Source organism: Brevibacterium sp. (genome assembly GCF_031179145.1).
GTDB lineage: Bacteria > Actinomycetota > Actinomycetes > Actinomycetales > Brevibacteriaceae > Brevibacterium.
In genome coordinates this window covers 36,317-53,060 of record NZ_JAPSIB010000018.1, presented here as the reverse complement: position 1 = coordinate 53,060, position 16,744 = coordinate 36,317, and the positions used below count along the sequence as shown (strand labels likewise).

Annotated in this window: 15 protein-coding genes; 9 read left to right on the top strand and 6 right to left on the bottom strand. The window is 61.6% G+C overall.

Annotation, left to right across the window (positions count from 1 at the left end):
- Nucleotides 1-169 precede the first annotated feature (169 nt).
- The 7 genes from RIT73_RS13350 (at nucleotide 170) to RIT73_RS13320 (ending at nucleotide 7,643) form a co-directional block, all read left to right on the top strand.
- Complete coding sequence (locus RIT73_RS13350) at nucleotides 170-2,743, top strand: hypothetical protein (protein ID WP_309132575.1); 2,574 nt, start codon at nucleotides 170-172, stop codon at nucleotides 2,741-2,743.
- A gap of 47 nt (nucleotides 2,744-2,790) precedes the next feature.
- Complete coding sequence (locus tag RIT73_RS13345; protein WP_309132574.1) at nucleotides 2,791-3,777, top strand: membrane dipeptidase; 987 nt, start codon at nucleotides 2,791-2,793, stop codon at nucleotides 3,775-3,777.
- A gap of 14 nt (nucleotides 3,778-3,791) precedes the next feature.
- Entirely contained in the window at nucleotides 3,792-4,604 is an 813-nt protein-coding gene (locus tag RIT73_RS13340; protein ID WP_309132573.1) for an amino acid ABC transporter ATP-binding protein, read from the top strand.
- A gap of 1 nt (nucleotide 4,605) precedes the next feature.
- Nucleotides 4,606-5,250 carry an amino acid ABC transporter permease gene (locus RIT73_RS13335; RefSeq protein ID WP_309132572.1) on the top strand — a complete coding sequence of 215 codons (645 nt, stop codon included), beginning with the start codon at nucleotides 4,606-4,608 and terminating at the stop codon, nucleotides 5,248-5,250.
- Nucleotides 5,247-5,993, top strand: coding sequence for an amino acid ABC transporter permease (locus tag RIT73_RS13330; protein WP_309132571.1), 747 nt, complete (start codon nucleotides 5,247-5,249; stop codon nucleotides 5,991-5,993). The genes RIT73_RS13335 and RIT73_RS13330 overlap by 4 nt, the downstream gene beginning before the upstream one ends.
- A 29-nt stretch (nucleotides 5,994-6,022) precedes the next feature.
- The gene (locus tag RIT73_RS13325; protein ID WP_309132570.1) at nucleotides 6,023-6,880 is read left to right on the top strand and encodes a transporter substrate-binding domain-containing protein; all 858 of its coding nucleotides are present in this window, start codon (nucleotides 6,023-6,025) and stop codon (nucleotides 6,878-6,880) included.
- Between the two features lie 73 nt (nucleotides 6,881-6,953).
- The gene (locus RIT73_RS13320) at nucleotides 6,954-7,643 is read left to right on the top strand and encodes a helix-turn-helix domain-containing protein (RefSeq protein ID WP_309132569.1); all 690 of its coding nucleotides are present in this window, start codon (nucleotides 6,954-6,956) and stop codon (nucleotides 7,641-7,643) included.
- A 98-nt stretch (nucleotides 7,644-7,741) separates the two neighbouring features.
- Here RIT73_RS13320 and RIT73_RS13315 read toward each other — a convergent pair whose 3' ends face one another.
- The 3 genes from RIT73_RS13315 to rraA form a co-directional block, all read right to left on the bottom strand.
- Nucleotides 7,742-10,849 (bottom strand): hypothetical protein, encoded by a 3,108-nt coding sequence (locus RIT73_RS13315; protein ID WP_309132568.1) that lies wholly within the window; start codon nucleotides 10,847-10,849, stop codon nucleotides 7,742-7,744.
- Nucleotides 10,846-11,379, bottom strand: a complete 534-nt coding sequence (locus RIT73_RS13310; RefSeq protein WP_309132567.1) for a hypothetical protein — start codon at nucleotides 11,377-11,379, stop codon at nucleotides 10,846-10,848. Before RIT73_RS13310 ends, RIT73_RS13315 begins: the two co-directional genes overlap by 4 nt.
- 87 nt (nucleotides 11,380-11,466) lie before the next feature.
- Complete coding sequence (gene rraA, locus RIT73_RS13305) at nucleotides 11,467-11,934, bottom strand: ribonuclease E activity regulator RraA (RefSeq protein WP_309132566.1); 468 nt, start codon at nucleotides 11,932-11,934, stop codon at nucleotides 11,467-11,469.
- Nucleotides 11,935-12,052: 118 nt separating this feature from the next.
- On the opposite strand from rraA, the gene RIT73_RS13300 reads away from it, so the two are divergent.
- Nucleotides 12,053-12,787 (top strand): DUF429 domain-containing protein, encoded by a 735-nt coding sequence (locus RIT73_RS13300; protein ID WP_309132565.1) that lies wholly within the window; start codon nucleotides 12,053-12,055, stop codon nucleotides 12,785-12,787.
- 85 nt (nucleotides 12,788-12,872) lie between these two features.
- On the opposite strand, the gene RIT73_RS13295 is transcribed toward RIT73_RS13300, so the two are convergent.
- Entirely contained in the window at nucleotides 12,873-13,541 is a 669-nt protein-coding gene (locus tag RIT73_RS13295) for a response regulator transcription factor (RefSeq protein WP_309132564.1), read from the bottom strand.
- 55 nt (nucleotides 13,542-13,596) lie between these two features.
- A complete protein-coding gene (locus RIT73_RS13290) occupies nucleotides 13,597-14,910 on the bottom strand; it encodes a histidine kinase (protein WP_309132563.1) in 1,314 nt (437 codons plus the stop codon).
- A gap of 369 nt (nucleotides 14,911-15,279) precedes the next feature.
- On the opposite strand from RIT73_RS13290, the gene RIT73_RS13285 reads away from it, so the two are divergent.
- Nucleotides 15,280-16,098, top strand: a complete 819-nt coding sequence (locus RIT73_RS13285) for a DUF4352 domain-containing protein (protein ID WP_309132562.1) — start codon at nucleotides 15,280-15,282, stop codon at nucleotides 16,096-16,098.
- A 122-nt stretch (nucleotides 16,099-16,220) separates the two neighbouring features.
- On the opposite strand, the gene RIT73_RS13280 is transcribed toward RIT73_RS13285, so the two are convergent.
- Complete coding sequence (locus RIT73_RS13280; protein WP_309132561.1) at nucleotides 16,221-16,643, bottom strand: VOC family protein; 423 nt, start codon at nucleotides 16,641-16,643, stop codon at nucleotides 16,221-16,223.
- Between the last annotated feature and the right edge of the window lie 101 nt (nucleotides 16,644-16,744).

Below are 16,744 nucleotides of genomic sequence, written 5' to 3'. Positions count from 1 at the left end.
TCGTTGCGAGTGCTGGCTCGAATGATTCTGAGCCCCTTCGAGTCGGCTGAAGAAATATCTGAATTCCCCTTGTTCGAGCATTGTCGACTTTGCTAATCTCAAAAGTACGTCAACAGACACTAGATGAGCGTCAAATATAAATTGACGTACGGTTGAAGGGCAGTGCAGAGTGGCACAGAACCAAGTCGGGACATTCGACGATCCGCATTTCGTGATGGACCCCCGGAACCTCGGCGCCATGCAGCCGAATCGACTCTCCGCTTCACGGAGCTTCATCGCAAAGATGATCCGAGAGAAGTGGCGCATCGAGAGAGAGATCTTCGCAGTCGACGCTCGAGGAAATGGCGAAGCTCGCTATTCCATCACCACACCCGAGGGCGCACTCACCTTCCTCGCATTCATGCAGGAACCCTCGCATGAGAACCGCACCGGTCGAATCATCGGCACCAGCTGGGACATGACCGGAGCTCTTCTCGACGGAGTGGCCACCGCTGAAGAGGTGCGCATCACCAAGGAGGAGATTCCGCGGCTCTATGAAGGGCGAGCCACAAGCAATACTCTGGTCTGGTTCCGGTCCAATCAAAGCCTGAGGATATTCAGGTCGGTTCGACAAGCTCTCGCCAGTGGTGAACAGCCGGACACCAAGGATCTCCGCAATGTCGGTTACGTCATGCGCAATACCGGTCTCGACGGCAACGGCACGTTCGGCACGATGCCGTTCGCCGGGATCCGCCCAGGGCACCCGCTCAAGACCTCCTACCATGCTCAGATGCTCTCCGCCTATCTCATGCGAGAGCTCTCGGTCGACCTCGTCGAAGAGCTTGCCCGACTGGACGCACCGGAAACGGCTGTCCGCCTCGACCAATCGGTCAAGCGTCTCATCGGAGTCGGAAACGGTTCAGCTCTGGGCCTGGCGATGCTCTTCTACAATCGTCCCGTTCTGGTCCACTCCTACATTGCCGCCTACCTCGAGGTCATCGGACATGTGCTCACCAACGATGAGATCGGCCCTTCAGAATTCGCCGCTTTGGAACGGCACCTGAATCGCACCATCACCTATCGGTCGTTCCTTCCAACCTCGTATCGATTCTTCACCAGCAACATGGAGATCGTCGCCGACTTGCGGCGGATCAGAGCGAAGGTTCGAGCTGCCGCTCGAGGCGAAGTCGTTCCATCACCCGGACGGACTGTTCTCGGCACCATTCATCGGGAGTCGATGAATCAGGTGAGCAAGGAGGCATTGCACTCGTTCAATGCTCTTCTCATGGAACTGGTCCCTGACTACTGCGACAAGGTTGCAGAGGAGCGGCTGAACTTCGAAGAACACCTCGATCTCGATCCGACTACCCGCGTGTCGACGATCGCTGACATCATCAACACTGACTACCGATGGGCACTCGAACTGCCGCTCAATGACGATGAGTTCAGGGACCGGGTGTGGTATCAGTCGCGAGCTGCCGAGGAACCGCGGTCGGGGCCACGCGAAGAGGTGCCGGAAGCCCACGAGCTCATTCAGAGCTACCCAATGCAGATTCGGGCACTGCAGTCCGCGATCGAAGGCACCGATCTCATATTTCTCGGTGAATTGCTGACAGAGCACCCTGAACTTGAGTACATCGCGCGACTCGTGCTGTCTCTCCAGGACAAACCATTCGCCACCGCTCACGCCGATCCACACGACATCGACTTCGTTCCTGTGTGGGTGATCCGGTTCGTCAATTCGTTCATCCACGGTCTCGATCGCACCGAGGATCATATGGGCAGAGACGTTCGTGGATTGATCTTCGAATCGGCTCCGTATCGCGATGAGATCGCAGGGGCGGACGATTCGACATGGTGGTGGTCGTACGAGAAGCCGAACGTTCCCACTCGACGACCTCGAGCCCAACTGGAGGCTCCCGAGGTCCGGCCATCGGATCAGTCGAAGGTCAAGGTCGTCCTCACTCCGGTGCAGACACCTATCACCCCGCCGTCAGGACATGCGACTGACACGATCGCGATGAAGTATCGAGAGATCCGACTGATGGCCGGTCGAGCCTTCCAAGCGCTCAATGTCCCGCAAGGGTCATGGCATGGGGCTCGGGAGTTCGTCGTCACAGCCATGACGGCCAATATCGAGGCTGCCACGACATTCGGCGACTTGCTCATCGAATCACTCGATCCCAAGACCGGAAAGGCGGAAGCCTGGCAGGCTCCCACCCACAGATTCGAGCACGATGTCCTTGTCATCGACAACCTCGGCCAGAGCCTCCTTGTCACCGGGCACGTCCTCGTCAATCTCATCGGAGCCCACGCCGACTCCGAACCGCTCCGAGTGGAGATCCGAAACGTCGTCCCCGACCATGCCGTCGCAGGAATCCAGCTCGAACTGTACCGATACGGAATCGTCTTCGACGTCGAGGAGAAGCCGGACAAGTTTGTCGGACGCGTGAGGAAAGGGGATGATCCCGAGCTTCTGCGGAGCTCATACTTCGCAACAATGGGAGACTTCTGCGCCACGGGCCGAGAAGTCGATGCGACAACATTCTGGAATATCTACTACCGAGGCAACGCCGGACTTGACGTCGACACCCCGATCTCACGACAGCATACGGGCGGAACGGTTCTCGATGTCATTCGGCCCGGAGAGCGGATTACCAAGCAGTTCACCAGCGAGGAGCTCTACCTGCTCACTGACCCGGACGAACTCGACAACCAGAACATCGCCGCATTCATCGCTGCCCACGGACCGTCTCCGCGATGACCACAGACCCCACCACGTCCACGGACACCCGAACGAAGGAACGCACAATGCTGTACGTCGACAGCCTGCTTTGCACCCCGCTGGAAAAGGAGAAACCCGACCACAGACCTGCCCTTGACGAGATTGCCGCGGGTACTGTCGGATGCGCCACGGTCACCGTGGGGTTCTGGGAAGATGCGACCGAATCAATGGATCAAATCGTCAAATGGCGTCACATGGCTGAAGACAACGCCGACCTGGTCGAGATTGCCTACACTGCCGATGACATCACTCGGATTGCGGATTCGGGTCGATGCGCCATCCTCCTCGGATTCCAGAATGTGGCTTTCCTGCAGGGACGGTTAGGATACGTCGAGCTCTTCGCCCGCATGGGCACTCGGGTTGGGCAGTTGACGTACAACATCCAATCCGACATCGGAGGATCCTGCTACGAACCGCACGATTCCGGGTTGTCGAGATACGGAAAGTACGTGGTGCGCGAGATGAACAGATGCGGAATGGTCATCGACCTCTCGCACGTCGGGAATACGACGACCATGGATGCGATCAGGCACTCGCAGGAACCGGTGGCGATCACTCATTCCAATCCGGCGGAACTTGCCCCGCATCCACGGAACAAGCCGACCGAGGTGCTCGACGCGCTCAAGGACAATGGGGGCGTCATCGGGTTGTCGATCTACAGAAACATCGCGGGTGACTACACCACATCTCAGAAGTGGTCTGAACTCGTCGCTTGGACAGTCGATCGCATCGGCATCGACCATGTCGGCATCGGTACCGACTTCGATCAGACGGGTGGTATGGAGTATCTCGAGTGGATGCGGCAGGGGCGGTGGGCCAGAGAGATCCAGTACGGAGCCGGCTCCAGCACGAATTCGGGTCCGCAGCCTCGATTGGGCTGGTTCGACGATCCATCACAATTCCCGAACGCGGAGCGGTGCCTGCGCGAACGGGGATTCGACGACCAGGAAGTCGCCAAGATCATGGGCGAGAACTGGCTGAATTTCTATCGCAGAACGTTCAAACAACTCTGAAGGAGTCGTGGAACATGTCCATTTCCCATCTGTCCCCGAATTCCTCGGCTCTCGAAGAAGGTGCCCCGGCAATGGAAGGTTCATTCGTTTCAGCTGTGCAGCTGACCAAACAGTTCGGCGAACACAAGGCAGTGAACGACGTCTCACTCGATGTCGCCAAGGGCGAAGTGATTTCGATCATCGGACCATCGGGTGCCGGCAAGTCGAGCCTCATTCGCTGTCTCAATCTCTTGGAGGTGCCCAGCAGCGGAAGGCTGCGCATTGGAGACGCCACAGTCGATTTCGACACGGGTACGCCGTCGAAAGCATCCGTACGCAACCTGCGCAACTATACGGGAATGGTGTTCCAATCATTCAACCTCTTTCCCCATTTCACCGCTTTGAAGAACGTGACCCTGCCGCAGATGCGGGTGCACCGACGATCCAAGGCAGAGGCAGAGGAAAGGGCGATGCAAGAGCTGAAGAGAGTCGGACTCGAAAGCAAGGCCGGCGCATATCCCGCACAGTGCTCAGGGGGCCAGCAGCAGCGCATCGCCATTGCTCGCGCCCTCGCGATGGATCCGCAGCTCATGCTCTTCGACGAACCGACCTCCGGACTCGACCCCGAGATCGGCGCCGAGATCCTCCAGGTGATGAGAAAACTCGCCTCCGACAATATGACGATGCTCGTCGTCACGCATGAGATGGAGTTCGCACGCCACGTATCCAATCAGGTCGCTGTCATGGTCGAGGGCTCCATCATCGAGCAAGGGCCACCTGAACAGATCATGACTGCGCCGAATAATATCCGCACGCAGAAGTTCCTCTCCGCGGTCCTAGGGCGCTGACATGTTCGAGATCTTCGCGTACATTGCGCGCGGAGCCGGGTGGACGATCGTCATGACTTTCGGCTCCGCCGCGATCGGGATCGTGCTCGGGCTGCCACTCCTCGTCCTCGCTGAGAGCAAGTTCGCTCTTATCCGCGGAATCTACAACTCCATCGTCCATGTGATCCGCGGCGTTCCCACGCTGGTCTGGCTGTTCATCTCCTTCTTCGGCGTAGGACAGCTCGGAATAACCCTATCGCCAGTCACCGCATCGCTGCTCACCCTGTCGATCATCGCGACTGCCTATATGTCTGAGATCTACCGTGGGGGTATGAAAGCAATCCCTGCCGGGCAATGGGAAGCTGCCGGGGCGCTCAACCTCGATCGATGGTCGACCCTGCGGTTCGTCATCGGTCCGCAGCTCTTCAGAGCGGTGAGCCCGTCCGTCGCGACTCAGATCATCGGTCTGCTCAAAGACTCGGCGCTGGTCTCGACGATCGGAGTGGCCGACCTGGTATTCCGTGCGGGAATCATGACGCAGTACCACGCGCACGGCCTGTACATGTTCGGAATCGCCGGTGCGGTGTACCTGCTTCTGAGCCTGCCGATCGCCGTTTTCTCGCGCACCGTCCACACGCGCATCACGAGGAGGTATGCCGTCGCATGAACGATTTCGCTTGGCTCTATGATTGGCCACAGTACATACCTGATCTGCTTCCCGGCCTGTGGGTCGCCATCGCAATGACCTGCGTGTCGTGTCTGTTCGGGTACGTCCTCGGGTTCTTCCTCGCGCTCCTCGTCGAGGCACCATCCAAGCTCGTGAGCTATTCGGCCCTGGTGGTGGTGGAACTCGGACGGGGCATCCCGATTCTGGTGCTGCTATTCCTGTTCTATCAGGGTCTGCCGCAATTGGGAGTGTTGCTCGCACCCTATCCTGCCGCTGTTGCAGCATTGACATTCTCAGCTGCCGGGTACTCCTCGGAGATGATCCGAGCCGGGCTGGGTGCCGTTCCAAAAGGACAGTCCGAAGCGGCGAATTCGCTGTCGATGTCGGTGGTGGACACCTACCGATTCATTGTGATTCCGCAGGCCGCCCGGATCTCGATACCGCCCTTGGTCAATCTCACGATCATCATCTTCCAGGCCACCTCGCTGGCGACTGTCATCACTGTTCCGGAGATCATGCAGCAGGCAGGAATCATCGGATCGGCGACGTTCGAATACATGTCCGTCTACACGGCGGCAGCCGTCCTCTACCTGTGCATCACGATTCCAGGGGCTGCGCTCAGCGGCTACCTTGAAGAGCGGATGGGCACGCCAAAGCAGAGATCGAAGAAGCAGGCGATCAAGGCACTGCTGCCCGCAGCCGGCAAACTCCGTACTGCGGAAGAACGCCAACTCACCAATTGACACACTCACCGACTGACAAAGGAGTCATCATGAATAGAATCCTCGCCATAGCCTCGGCGGCAGCGACCGCTCTGATCGTTCTCAGCGGATGCGGTGGAACTCCACCAGGAGCTCCCGATGCAGCTGCGGAGGATTGCAAACCGCGGCACGAGGGATTGAAGACACTGGAAGAGGGTGTTCTCACCGTCGCCCAGTACGAGTACACTCCGTTCTCGATGTCCGAGGGACCTGGGACCCTGACGGGACTCGAGGGCGACATCTTGACGAAGTTCGCGGAGCAAGAATGCCTCACACTCAAGATCAACAAGGGCGATTCGGCGGCAATGATCACTTCTGTCGCCACCGGTCGTGCCGACACGACATTGGGCTCGTGGTACCGGACGAAGGAACGCGCGGAGAAGGTGCGGCTCTCTGCTCCGGTCGTGACCTCGCCGTTCTCCTCCGTGACGAAAGAGGGAATCGACAATGTCGACGAACTCGAGAAGCTGACGATCGGCGTCGGCCAGGGTCTCGTCGGAGTCGACGATCTCAAGGAGATATTCGGCGGAGAGCTCAAGATCTACCAGAACGACGATGCCGTATTCGAAGACATCGGCGCCGGGCGCATCGACGGCACGGTTCAGGGCTACATCGCGGGTACCGAGTACCTCAAGAAGCATGAGATCGAAGGGTACAAGGTGACGCCGCTCAAGCCGGATGACCGTCTGCCCGCGACGAAAGCTCCCGGCCAGACCAACTTCCCTGTGTCGAAGGACAACGAACAGCTCGGCAAGGCGATCGACGAGGTTGTCGCCGATCTTCGTGAGTCCGGAGAGCTCGACAAGATCGCCGAGAAGTACGGTCTGGACCCGCAGGTGATGCATCCGGGCGAAGCGAATCTGCTGTAGACACTCATGCATGATGCCCGGCAGCCTATCGCTGTCGGGCATTGTGATGGCGAGATGGGAATAATGGCTAAGCATGAGCCTGCAATCTGTGAGCAAGACGATCCTGGTCCTCGAGACATTCCTCAAGTTCCCCGTAGGAAGAACCAGCGTTTCCGAATTGTCTCGCGAACTCGGATGGTCACGAGCTGCCACTCACCAGTACGTATCGACGCTCGCTGAGGCCGGATGGCTGGTGCAGAATGAGAAGCGCGACTATCAGCTTTCACCCCGGGCAGCGATGTTCGGCCGTTTCGCGATCGAGTATTCCGCCGTTCCGCCGGAAGTGACCCGAACCATGGAGGCTTTGGTCGCAGAGCTCAATGAGCCGATCTCCTATGCGGTGCTCAACGGCAACGAAGCGATCATCATCGAACGGCACGAACCGAAACGGCCCTTTGCCATCAGCCGGGCAGCTGAGCCGCACTTGGACCTGACGACATCGGCGTCAGGTCTCGTGCTGCTCGCTTTCGACACACATGTCGACACGAGCAGGTGGGAAGGGATGGACGACACCCTCGCCGAGGTGCGGGACCGAGGATTCGCCCAGTCCCATTCGGAATGGCTCGGTGATGTCGTCGACGTCGTCGCTGTTCCAGTGATTTCTGCCGGCGAGTGCTTGGGGGCGCTGAGCGTCATCGCTCCCGCAGGGCGGTTCGACATCCCGACCGCGCGCGACGCGCTGTTGGCTGCGCGGGAACGAGTGGAGAAGGCGCTCGCGAAGTGACCCGAAGTCGGCACCCTCGTCATCGCGCTTCTCCGACCATGTGAGGAGCTCCTCCTCAGTGGCTGCGACTCCCGCCCCTGGTCTTCGCTCCCCGCGCGTTACTTGTGATCGCGGTACGTGTGGAGGTGCTCGAGCAGTGCCGTGCGGTCCCGGGAGTGGGGGAACCGACCTGCTGCCACGTATTCGGCCACGGTCTGTCCGTCTCGTCCGACAGGGAGGTCGAGGTTGAGGTAGTGGCCGAGAGTGGCACCCCCGCTGCCGTCGACCGTCGAGACGGCGCCGTCGAAGAACGCTTCGTAGAGGGGCTGGAGATCGGCATCGTCAATGTCGCGGTCGCAGAGTTGCATCAGGGGATGTCCACCTCCGCGCACCCGCGGTGCCACGGCGTGGACCATCTGTGCCGCACCGCGTGCGAGCAGCTCATTGACGAGGATCGCATCCGAGTCCGGGTCGAGGACCTCATTGTCGAGAAGGATCGTGAGGTTCGTCGAGCGGGTGTACTGCACTGTCGCCGAGGCGCCCGAACCCAGCAGCCACAGGAACAGTTCCCGGCGACTGCGGGGGTCGGGGTTGCTCAGAGCAGCCGGCACCAAGCGGTCGAAGTCGGTGGCGTGGACGCGCACATTGAGAAATCCTTCGAGGTTGCCGTACATGACCACGTTCTCCACGGTGCCAAAGGAATCCAGAGCTCTGCTCACCTCGTCGGGCTGCGGAACCCGACCCAAGGCGATGGTGGAGTACTGGGAGTCCTCGAGGAAGAGCGTGGCGTTGAACCGGTTCCCCGCCGCAAGCACGAAGGCCGCCGTTCGCAGGCCATCCGACCCGCCCATGAGGACGTTCGCGGCCGTCATCGGCGGATCGCCCTCGTCATCGGCACCGGCTTCGGAGCTGTCAACGTAGTCGTGGACCGCTGTCAACAGCCCGGTGGGCACGATCCAGTCGAGTCCGTCGTACCAGAGCACTCCGGTCGCAGCGGCCAGGGAGCGGCCTTCTCCGTCGGTGACGGTGAGCATTCCTGTGTCCTCAGACCGGTCGGCGAGGAGGGACAGCAGATCCGGGGGCAGTCCGTCGTAGAGGGCGGCCTGCTTCTCATAGGCGGTGGCTGCCCCGCCGTACGTCACCGAGGCGGCACGGGCATCGCGCGGGCGCGCGAACACATTGAACGGACTGTCCTCGCTCCAGGTGAGAAGCAGTGCGCGATTGTCATGGGTGAAGTGCCAGGCGTGGTAACCGTCCGAGGGCGGAGCGCCCTTGAGCCGCGGTGCCGGCAGGACCCAGCGGACCGCCTCGGCGGTGGTGTGCTCGAAGAGATCGCGGATCTTTTCCGGGTTGTTCGCACGGTCTCCGATTGGAGTGGAATCCCAGGTCACAGACTGTGAGCAGACTCCCTGCAGGGCGGCGACGCAGTGGGCCCGGTAGCGCAGCGCGTCCACGCGGGTTCCGCAGATCGGGTCGATGACGGCATCGGCGGGAAAGATGTAGGCCACAGCGATCGGTCCCGGGCGGGTGCCGGGCAGGTGCCAGCCGTCGGGGGCCATGTCCCAGTGGGGCGGGGAGCCATGGTTGAAGGAGACGACCAAGCCGTTGACCCACCACGCTGGAGCCGACGCGAATCCATTGCCGCGCAGCGTGCGCGCCGCAGGGATGCGGATCGGCCGTCGGCCATCGGAGTCGTGGGCTTCGATGGTGAAGGGCTGTCCCCATCTCTCAGTGGCGGCCTCGATGAGGGACCCCATCCAGTCCGCGAAGACATCCGCGGTCCATTCCTCGGCGTTGCCCAGGTGCGCCATGAGTTCCCTGCGACCGAAGCTCTCGAATGGGCGGCCGATCATCGTGAAGGGGCTTCCGGACTTCTCATAGGTCTCGAGTCCGGTGTCCCACCAGCTCGTGACAGCGGTCTCGATGTCGTTGAGGATCGCAGTGGCTCCGTGAGCGGGAGTGGCAGGGCCGAGGCGAATGAGTCCTTCGGGGCGAGCGCCCTCCGGGTGCGGAGAGTTCTCGAATGCTGCCTCGAAAAAGGTGAGAGCGCGCGCAATCTCATCGGGATCGGCGAGGTTGACGTGTCCTGGCAGAAGGAGATGCTCGGGCCGGAAGTCGCCTCCCAGGCGCAGGGGGCGGCGGACGGCGTCGTCGAAGCCGACATCGCCGAACCCGACGGAATGCCGGTTGGCGTATTCCATCAGCCCGGGGGACTTGTGCCAGTCTTCGCCGTCGAACCAGAATGCACCGGAGATCCGCGGCAGAACTCGCCCGTTGACCGGAAATCCTTCGACCGTGCTGACTGTGCCCTTGACCGAAGAAGCGGGTCGTGACATCAGTTCGAGGAGGTCGTCCGGAACTCCGTAGTAGAGGCGGCGCAGTTGGTCCATGGCCGCCTCGTGATCCTCGTCCTCGTCGCCCGGGTCGAGGAGTCCATGAGTGGTGGTGTCGAGGATGAGCAGGAGTGCGCGGGAATCCGCAGTGAATATCCAGTGCGCCCACGTGTATCTGTTAACGCGGTAGCAGCACCGGGTCGCGCCGGTCTCGTCGGTGCCCGGGGTGAGCACGGTCTCCTCGCCGCGTCCCGCGGCATAGGACATGAGCGCGGCTCGACGGTGCAGTTCGCCAAGTTCCTCACCATGGAAGAGCCGGGACTCGATGGTGGCTTCTTCGGTGAAGAGGGTGACCTGGCCACCGGAGTAGACAGCCTCTGGCACGATCAGCAGAAGCAGATCGAAGCGGCTGGCACCCGGTTCGTCGATCCACCGGGACGAGAGCAGGACGATCCGGTCATCGTGCCTCCACTCCAGAGCGTCCTTGATTCCGAGCGAGTTGAAGATGACATCGATGACTCCGTCCGGGTCGCCCGTTTCAGGATCGAACCGAGGGACGAACGTCTCGGGGGAGCCCCAGGCCGCGACGAGTGCATCGCGGTAGTCGTCTGCCCATCGAACGGCGGGGTGTCCGGCCCAGTCCGCGACCGGATCCTCAGGGTCCCAGGTGGACGGGCTGAGCGCCCACAAGCCGTTGAGGGGGAAGACTGTGGCGTCGCCGATGTCGAACTCTTCGTCCGTCCACTCGCGACTGAGCAGCTCATCGGTCAGGGAGACGAACTCCGCAGGAGTGTGGTCGACGATCTCGAAGTCGGGCCCGCCGTCCTGAGGCACCTCGTCGAAGTCCCTACGGTCGGAGTGGGCACCGTCGCTGGGGGAGTCGTCGGAGGTCATGCGTGCGGCACCTCGGATGCGTCTGCCCGAAGGATGCGCACCTCGGCGCCGAGGCTGTCCGCCGTCTCGGCAATTGACGCTGCCCTGTCTGTGGGCACCGCGATGAGGGGATAGGCGTCGGAGTCCTCGTCGAGGATCGCCACGGTGACGTCGGAGTCCGCGAGAAGGGCGTTGATCCAGCCGACGACGGTCTCGACATCGGCTTCCTGCGGGTACCCGGGTTCGACGAGAACCTCGAGGTTGATTCCGGTGTCCTTGACGCGGGGAATGCGCTCGAGCAGTCCGACCACTTCGTCGACCGGGGACTTCCAACCCATGTAGGCCACCTCGTCGACCTTGCCGAGGGCGTCGATGACGACGACGGCTCCGGTGACTTCTTCGGAGTCCTCGATCCCGCGTTGGATGAGGTCATCCTCGTGGTCGGCGAAGTACGCGTCAGGGTCGGCGGTGAACTGCCGAACCGCAGCGAGCGCGGATTCGTCGGTGGTCACCAGGCGGGCGAACGTGTCCCACGTGAACTCATCAGTCATAGCGACATCGTAGATGACGCCTGCGACCCGGGCTGCTGCCCGCGGCCCCTTGTTGCCGAACGGGAACACCTGCCGATCAGTCGAGCATCACCTGTCGACGACGACGCCGTCAGCATCCGCGAAGACCATGGCACCGGGGCGGATCTCGGCTCCGCCGATGGTGAGTACGACGTCGAGCTCTCCCGCGCCTGTCTTTCCGCTCTTGCGAGGATTGCTCGCGAGCGCCTTGATGCCGAAATCCAAGGTCGCAAGGACCACCCGGTCACGGACGGCACCGTTGATGACCACGCCCGACCAGCCGTTCTCCATGGCAGTGGCGGCAACCATGTCGCCCATCAGGGCAGTGCCGATCGAGCCACCGCCGTCGATGACGAGGACAGCACCGTCTCCCTCCTCGGCCACGAGGGACTTGACCAGTGCGTTGTCCTCAAAACAACGGACGGTGCGAGCCGGTCCGGAGAACGCGATCTTGCCCCCGAAATCGGTGAAATTCAGTGCGATCGAGTTGAGCTCGGACCCGCGTTCGTCCCAGAGGTCTGCTGTCGATACGGTCATGGGCTTCCCTTCGCAGTGGTGGGCTCTCACGATCGAGTCTCGCACATCCGAGCCTCGCCGAGGAGGTCCGGCGGTGTCCGGTGACCGCCGAATCACGTTGGCAGCGCTGTGACGGACAATGGTGCCCGTGACGTCATATGTGGGTATTGATCTGGCCGCTGAAGCTGTTCGCACCGGGCTGGCCGTGGTCCGTGGGCAGGGCGAGTCGTGCATCGTTGAACATGTGCAAGTGGGTGCGGACGATGAGGCTCTCGTCGCTGAGGTCCGGCCCGGGGGCCGAACAGGTATTGATGTTCCGGTGGGATGGCCCATGAGATTTGTCGACTTCGTCAGTGCCCATGCTAGGGGAACACTGCTGCGGCCGGTGTCCACTGGCAGTGAGTGGAGGCGGAGCCTCGCGATGCGGGCGACCGACCTGGAGGTTCATCGGCGGACGGGGATCACCCCTCTCAGTGTCGCAACCGACAGAATTGCCCGTGCCGCCATGCGGTGGGCAGGAATCGAAGCACGATTGCGGGACGAAGGCGTCGAAGTTGCTCGAGACGGTTCGGGCGTCATCTGTGAGGTGTACCCTGCGGCGGCGCTGAAGTGTTGGTCTCTGCGACACAACGGATACAAGGGGCTGAAGAACGCCGCTCAGCTCTCGGTTCTGGTCTCGGCGGTGTCGGAGCGATTTCCCTGGCTGGACTGGAACGGGAATGAAGGGCTCTGCTCTCGAGACGACAACGCGTTCGACGTAGTGGTGGCCGCTTTAATCGCGCGAGAAGCAGAACTGGGCAGATGCGAGCCGCCGCCTCAGCATCTGCAGGAAGCCGCCCGGCGGGAAGGTTGGATCTGGCTTCCTCGGCACTGACGGAATCGGGCTTCGCGGATGCCCCTCAATGAGGATAGGTGGCCTGCCACGAGAAGTCGGCGTCCAGCCGACCGGTACCGATTGCCTATACCAGTCGGGCCCGCTCGGCGATGACCGCGATCTGCACCCTGTTGTTGGTGTCGAACTTGATTCCGATTCGGTTGAGATGAGTCTTCACGGTTGCTTCGCTGATGAATGACGCCTCGGCAACCTCTTTGTTCGACAGGCCCTGTGCCACCAACGACGCGATTTCGCGCTCCTTGGATGTCAGAGTCGCCATGAGCGCGGCGGCATCCTGCTGGGCCCGTCGCGCTTCGTTCCCCTGAGAGTGCGCGATCAGCTGCCGAAGAGAGAGTGGGGAGAGGAATGGTTCGCCCTTGACCACCGTGCGAATCGCCACCGGCAGATCTCCGGGAGCGATGTCCTTGAGAATGTATCCGGCAGCACCGGCGTCGAGAGCTTGCAGGAGATGATCGTCGGTGTCGAAGCTCGTGAGGGCAACGACCTGAGGCGCTCGGACGCTGTTGGCGAGTCGTCGGATGGCCTCGATCCCTCCCATGCCCGGCATCTGGATATCCATCAGGACAAGATCGGGGAAGTGCAGGTTCACCGCGTTGATCGCCTCTTCCCCGGTCGATGCCGTCCCGACGACCTCAATGTCGTTCGCGTTGCCGAGGATGCTCCGAAGTCCGCTGACGACCATGTGGTCGTCGTCAACGAGGAGAACACGGATTCGGCCAGCGTTTTCGGTCATGGAGACGACATTACAGGAGGGCTAGGACATGACGTTCGAGACGTGAAGCAGGTGGTCAGCGGGGTCGGGGAAGCGGGAAAGGAGGAAGCGCGACCTCCACGAAGAACGATCCGTTCCGAGGGCCGATTGTTGCTCTGCCGCCGAGCATTCTGACGCGTTCTCGGATGCCTACCACCCCAGTTCCTGAACCGGTTGCCGCAAGATGTTCTCGATTCCCATAGTTGGCCTCGGCAGAGGAGCTTTCCGGTCGCATGAATCGGGCATGGGGCTGCGACAGGGGGTTCTCGACAATGACAGTCGCGCCGTGCGCCGCCGAGACGGTGACGGTGAGTGCGACTGGGGCACCGGGAGCATGCTTCATCGCGTTGGTCAGCGCCTCCTGGACGATGCGATAGACACTTCGGTGGAGTTCGGTCGGGGCGAACTCCACATCCTGCAGGATCATCGAGGGACGCACCTCGGTGCCGGTGGCTTGCACCGACGCGATCAGCTGCGGCAACGAGTTGAGCGACGCAGAGTTCGGGGGAAGAGAGTGGGGTTGGGGCGTGGATCTCTGGCCGAAATTCCCCTCCCTGACGCCACCGACCAATTGACGCAGATCCTCCAGGGACGCCCGTGCCTCTTCGCCCAATGCATGAGCGGTGGCGGAGATCTCGGAGTTGGCGTGAGTTCCGACTTCCAAGGCGCCGCTGTGCAGCGAGATCACCGAGAGCCTGTGCGAGAGTGTGTCATGGAGTTCGCGTGCGAGGAGTTCTCGTTCGGTCTTCCGGGCGAGTTCGGCGGTCAGGGATTCGTTGCGCTTCGTCTCCCGGTCGGCGAAATTCTCGACTGCCTTCATCCGTCGGGTTCGCCTGAGGAGGTAACCGAACCCGACGCTCACTGCGAGTCCGATCGTGCCGGCAAGAACGGTGAAGACGTTCATACCGAAGACAGACTCATCGGCGGGGATTGACGCTTCGACTCCCGGGATCTGATTGGGGTCGCTGAGGAAGAGCAGACCGAACGGGTTGAAAGCCGGACTCTGAAAACAGAGACGCACCACTCCGACGATGATCAGCACCGAGCCGATGATCGTGGTCGCGATCGCCTTGTTGCGCGGGGCTCGAATGATGAGGTGAAACATGCCGACGAGCAGAAGAAGCCCGTCGCCCCAGGCAGCGGCAAGGACGGCACCGGCGATGTACGGGACCATGGGCCAGCGCTGACGGACGAAGACGGACACCCACAGAACGCTGGCGAGCAGTACGTAGACCACCCCCAGCATGTTCAGTTCACCGCTGTCATCGAACGCCGTCGGAGCAGCGATCACTGCCATCCACGACAGGGGTACGCATACCAGCCACATGACAACACCGATGACAAGGCTCATGACGAGACGCCAGGTTCGCCGGCGCCGTGGCCGGCCCGTGGCCGTGCGTGGATCGACATGGAGTGGCACCGGAGACGCGGTCAGTTGCGGGCGCGCCGGAGGCATCGCTCGACCAGCTGGGCCCTGCGCTGACGGAAATGATTGACCTGACACGGATGCATCGTATCCCTCGTCACTGACACAAGTAGTCCACCTTTGAGATGGCCGAGTTCCACCGATCGGTCACCACAGTCGAGCCGAAAGATGGGTTCCGGAAGTCTGAGGATCCGAGACGCTTGGGTGGTCGAAATCCGAAGCTCGGCCTGCAGCAGCGATGCCAGGCATCAGCACTCCTGGTGCTGAGAGCTCTACCGCACCAATAGGAGCATCATGTCGAATTCTCCCGGTCCGCAGCAGTCCGGAAACTACCCACACAACCCGCAGCAAGCCCAGCCGACGCCCGGACATTATGGGCCGCCCGGGCAAGCCGGGCCGCAGCAGGGACAGACTCAATGGGCTCCGGCCTATGCGCAGGCGGGATCCGGACCCGTCGCTCCTCACTACGGCGGGCAGATGGGTCAGCCACCGATGGGTCAGCCACAGAAGCCTGTGAAGCAGAAGAAGCCACTGCTCAAGCGGTGGTGGGTCTGGGCGATCATCATCGTCCTTCTCATCGTCATCTTCGCAAATCTCGGTGGCGGTGGAGGAGACGAGACTGCGGACTCAGCTTCCACCTCGGCGACGGAGGAGAAGGGCGAGGCCAAGGACGCCCCCGCAGCAGAGGAACCCGTAAAAGAGGAGGCTCCTGCTGAATACGGAATGGGCGAGGCCGTCACCGCCGATGGCTGGGAGATCACCGTCAACGAGGTCGAAGACGGCGTCTCCACGATCGGCAACGAGTTCCTCAACACGAAAGCTCAGGGGCAGTTCGTCACCGTCAACCTGTCAGTGAAGAACACCGGCTCCAGCGCAGAACTCTTCTGGGAGGACAACATCAAGCTCACCGATGAGGCCGGCAACACCTATTCCTCGGATTCGGAAGCCGGCATCTACGCCGAGGAGGAATCCGCCCTCTTCCTGGAGGAGATCAACCCCGGAAACACAGCCGAAGGAGTACTCGTCTTCGACGTCCCCAAGGACGTGGCTCCCAGCACGCTCGTCCTCGAGGGTGGACTCTTCTCCGAACCGGTGGAGATCACGCTGAAGTAACAAGGCTGAAGAGAGCAATCCAGAGGTCCGGGGCGCAATGGCGACTCGGACCTCTGCAGTTCCTGCGGAGCCTGGCGGCCGCTGCCAGTCGACGGCTGCTCTCAGCCCGGCATGCGAATCCGTCATTCACCGTCGCAGGAGAACGACCACATCACTCCGAACCGATCGAATGCCTGACCGTACCAGCCTCCCCACGGCGCCATCTCGAACGGCATGCCTTCGCGTCCACCGCCGTCGAGGAGCTTCTGGATATAGCCGCGGGCCTCGTCCGGAGTGTCCGTGGTGTAGAGCATCGAGTATGCGGTGCCTTCCACGGAGTAATCATTGCCGTCGTCCATGGCATCTCCACCGGCGATGGTGCCGGAAGGCATGACCAGCGTGGCATGCGCCACCGCTTCCGGATCCGGCTCGAACGGCATGTCGGGCATCGACATGTCGCCGTAGCGCATGATGGTGAGGTCTCCGCCGAAGACCTCATGCCAGTGCTCCATCGCCTCGGCGGTGGTGCCGGGCAGTGAGATATAGGTTGCCAGTGAATGTGCCATGTGGGACTCCTTCGTCGGTATGGTTCCGGACTTCCCAGTATGCTCGCACTCCTCGGGGAGGGGAATACACAGGCCGATTGATTGCGCCAGAGCAGCGAATT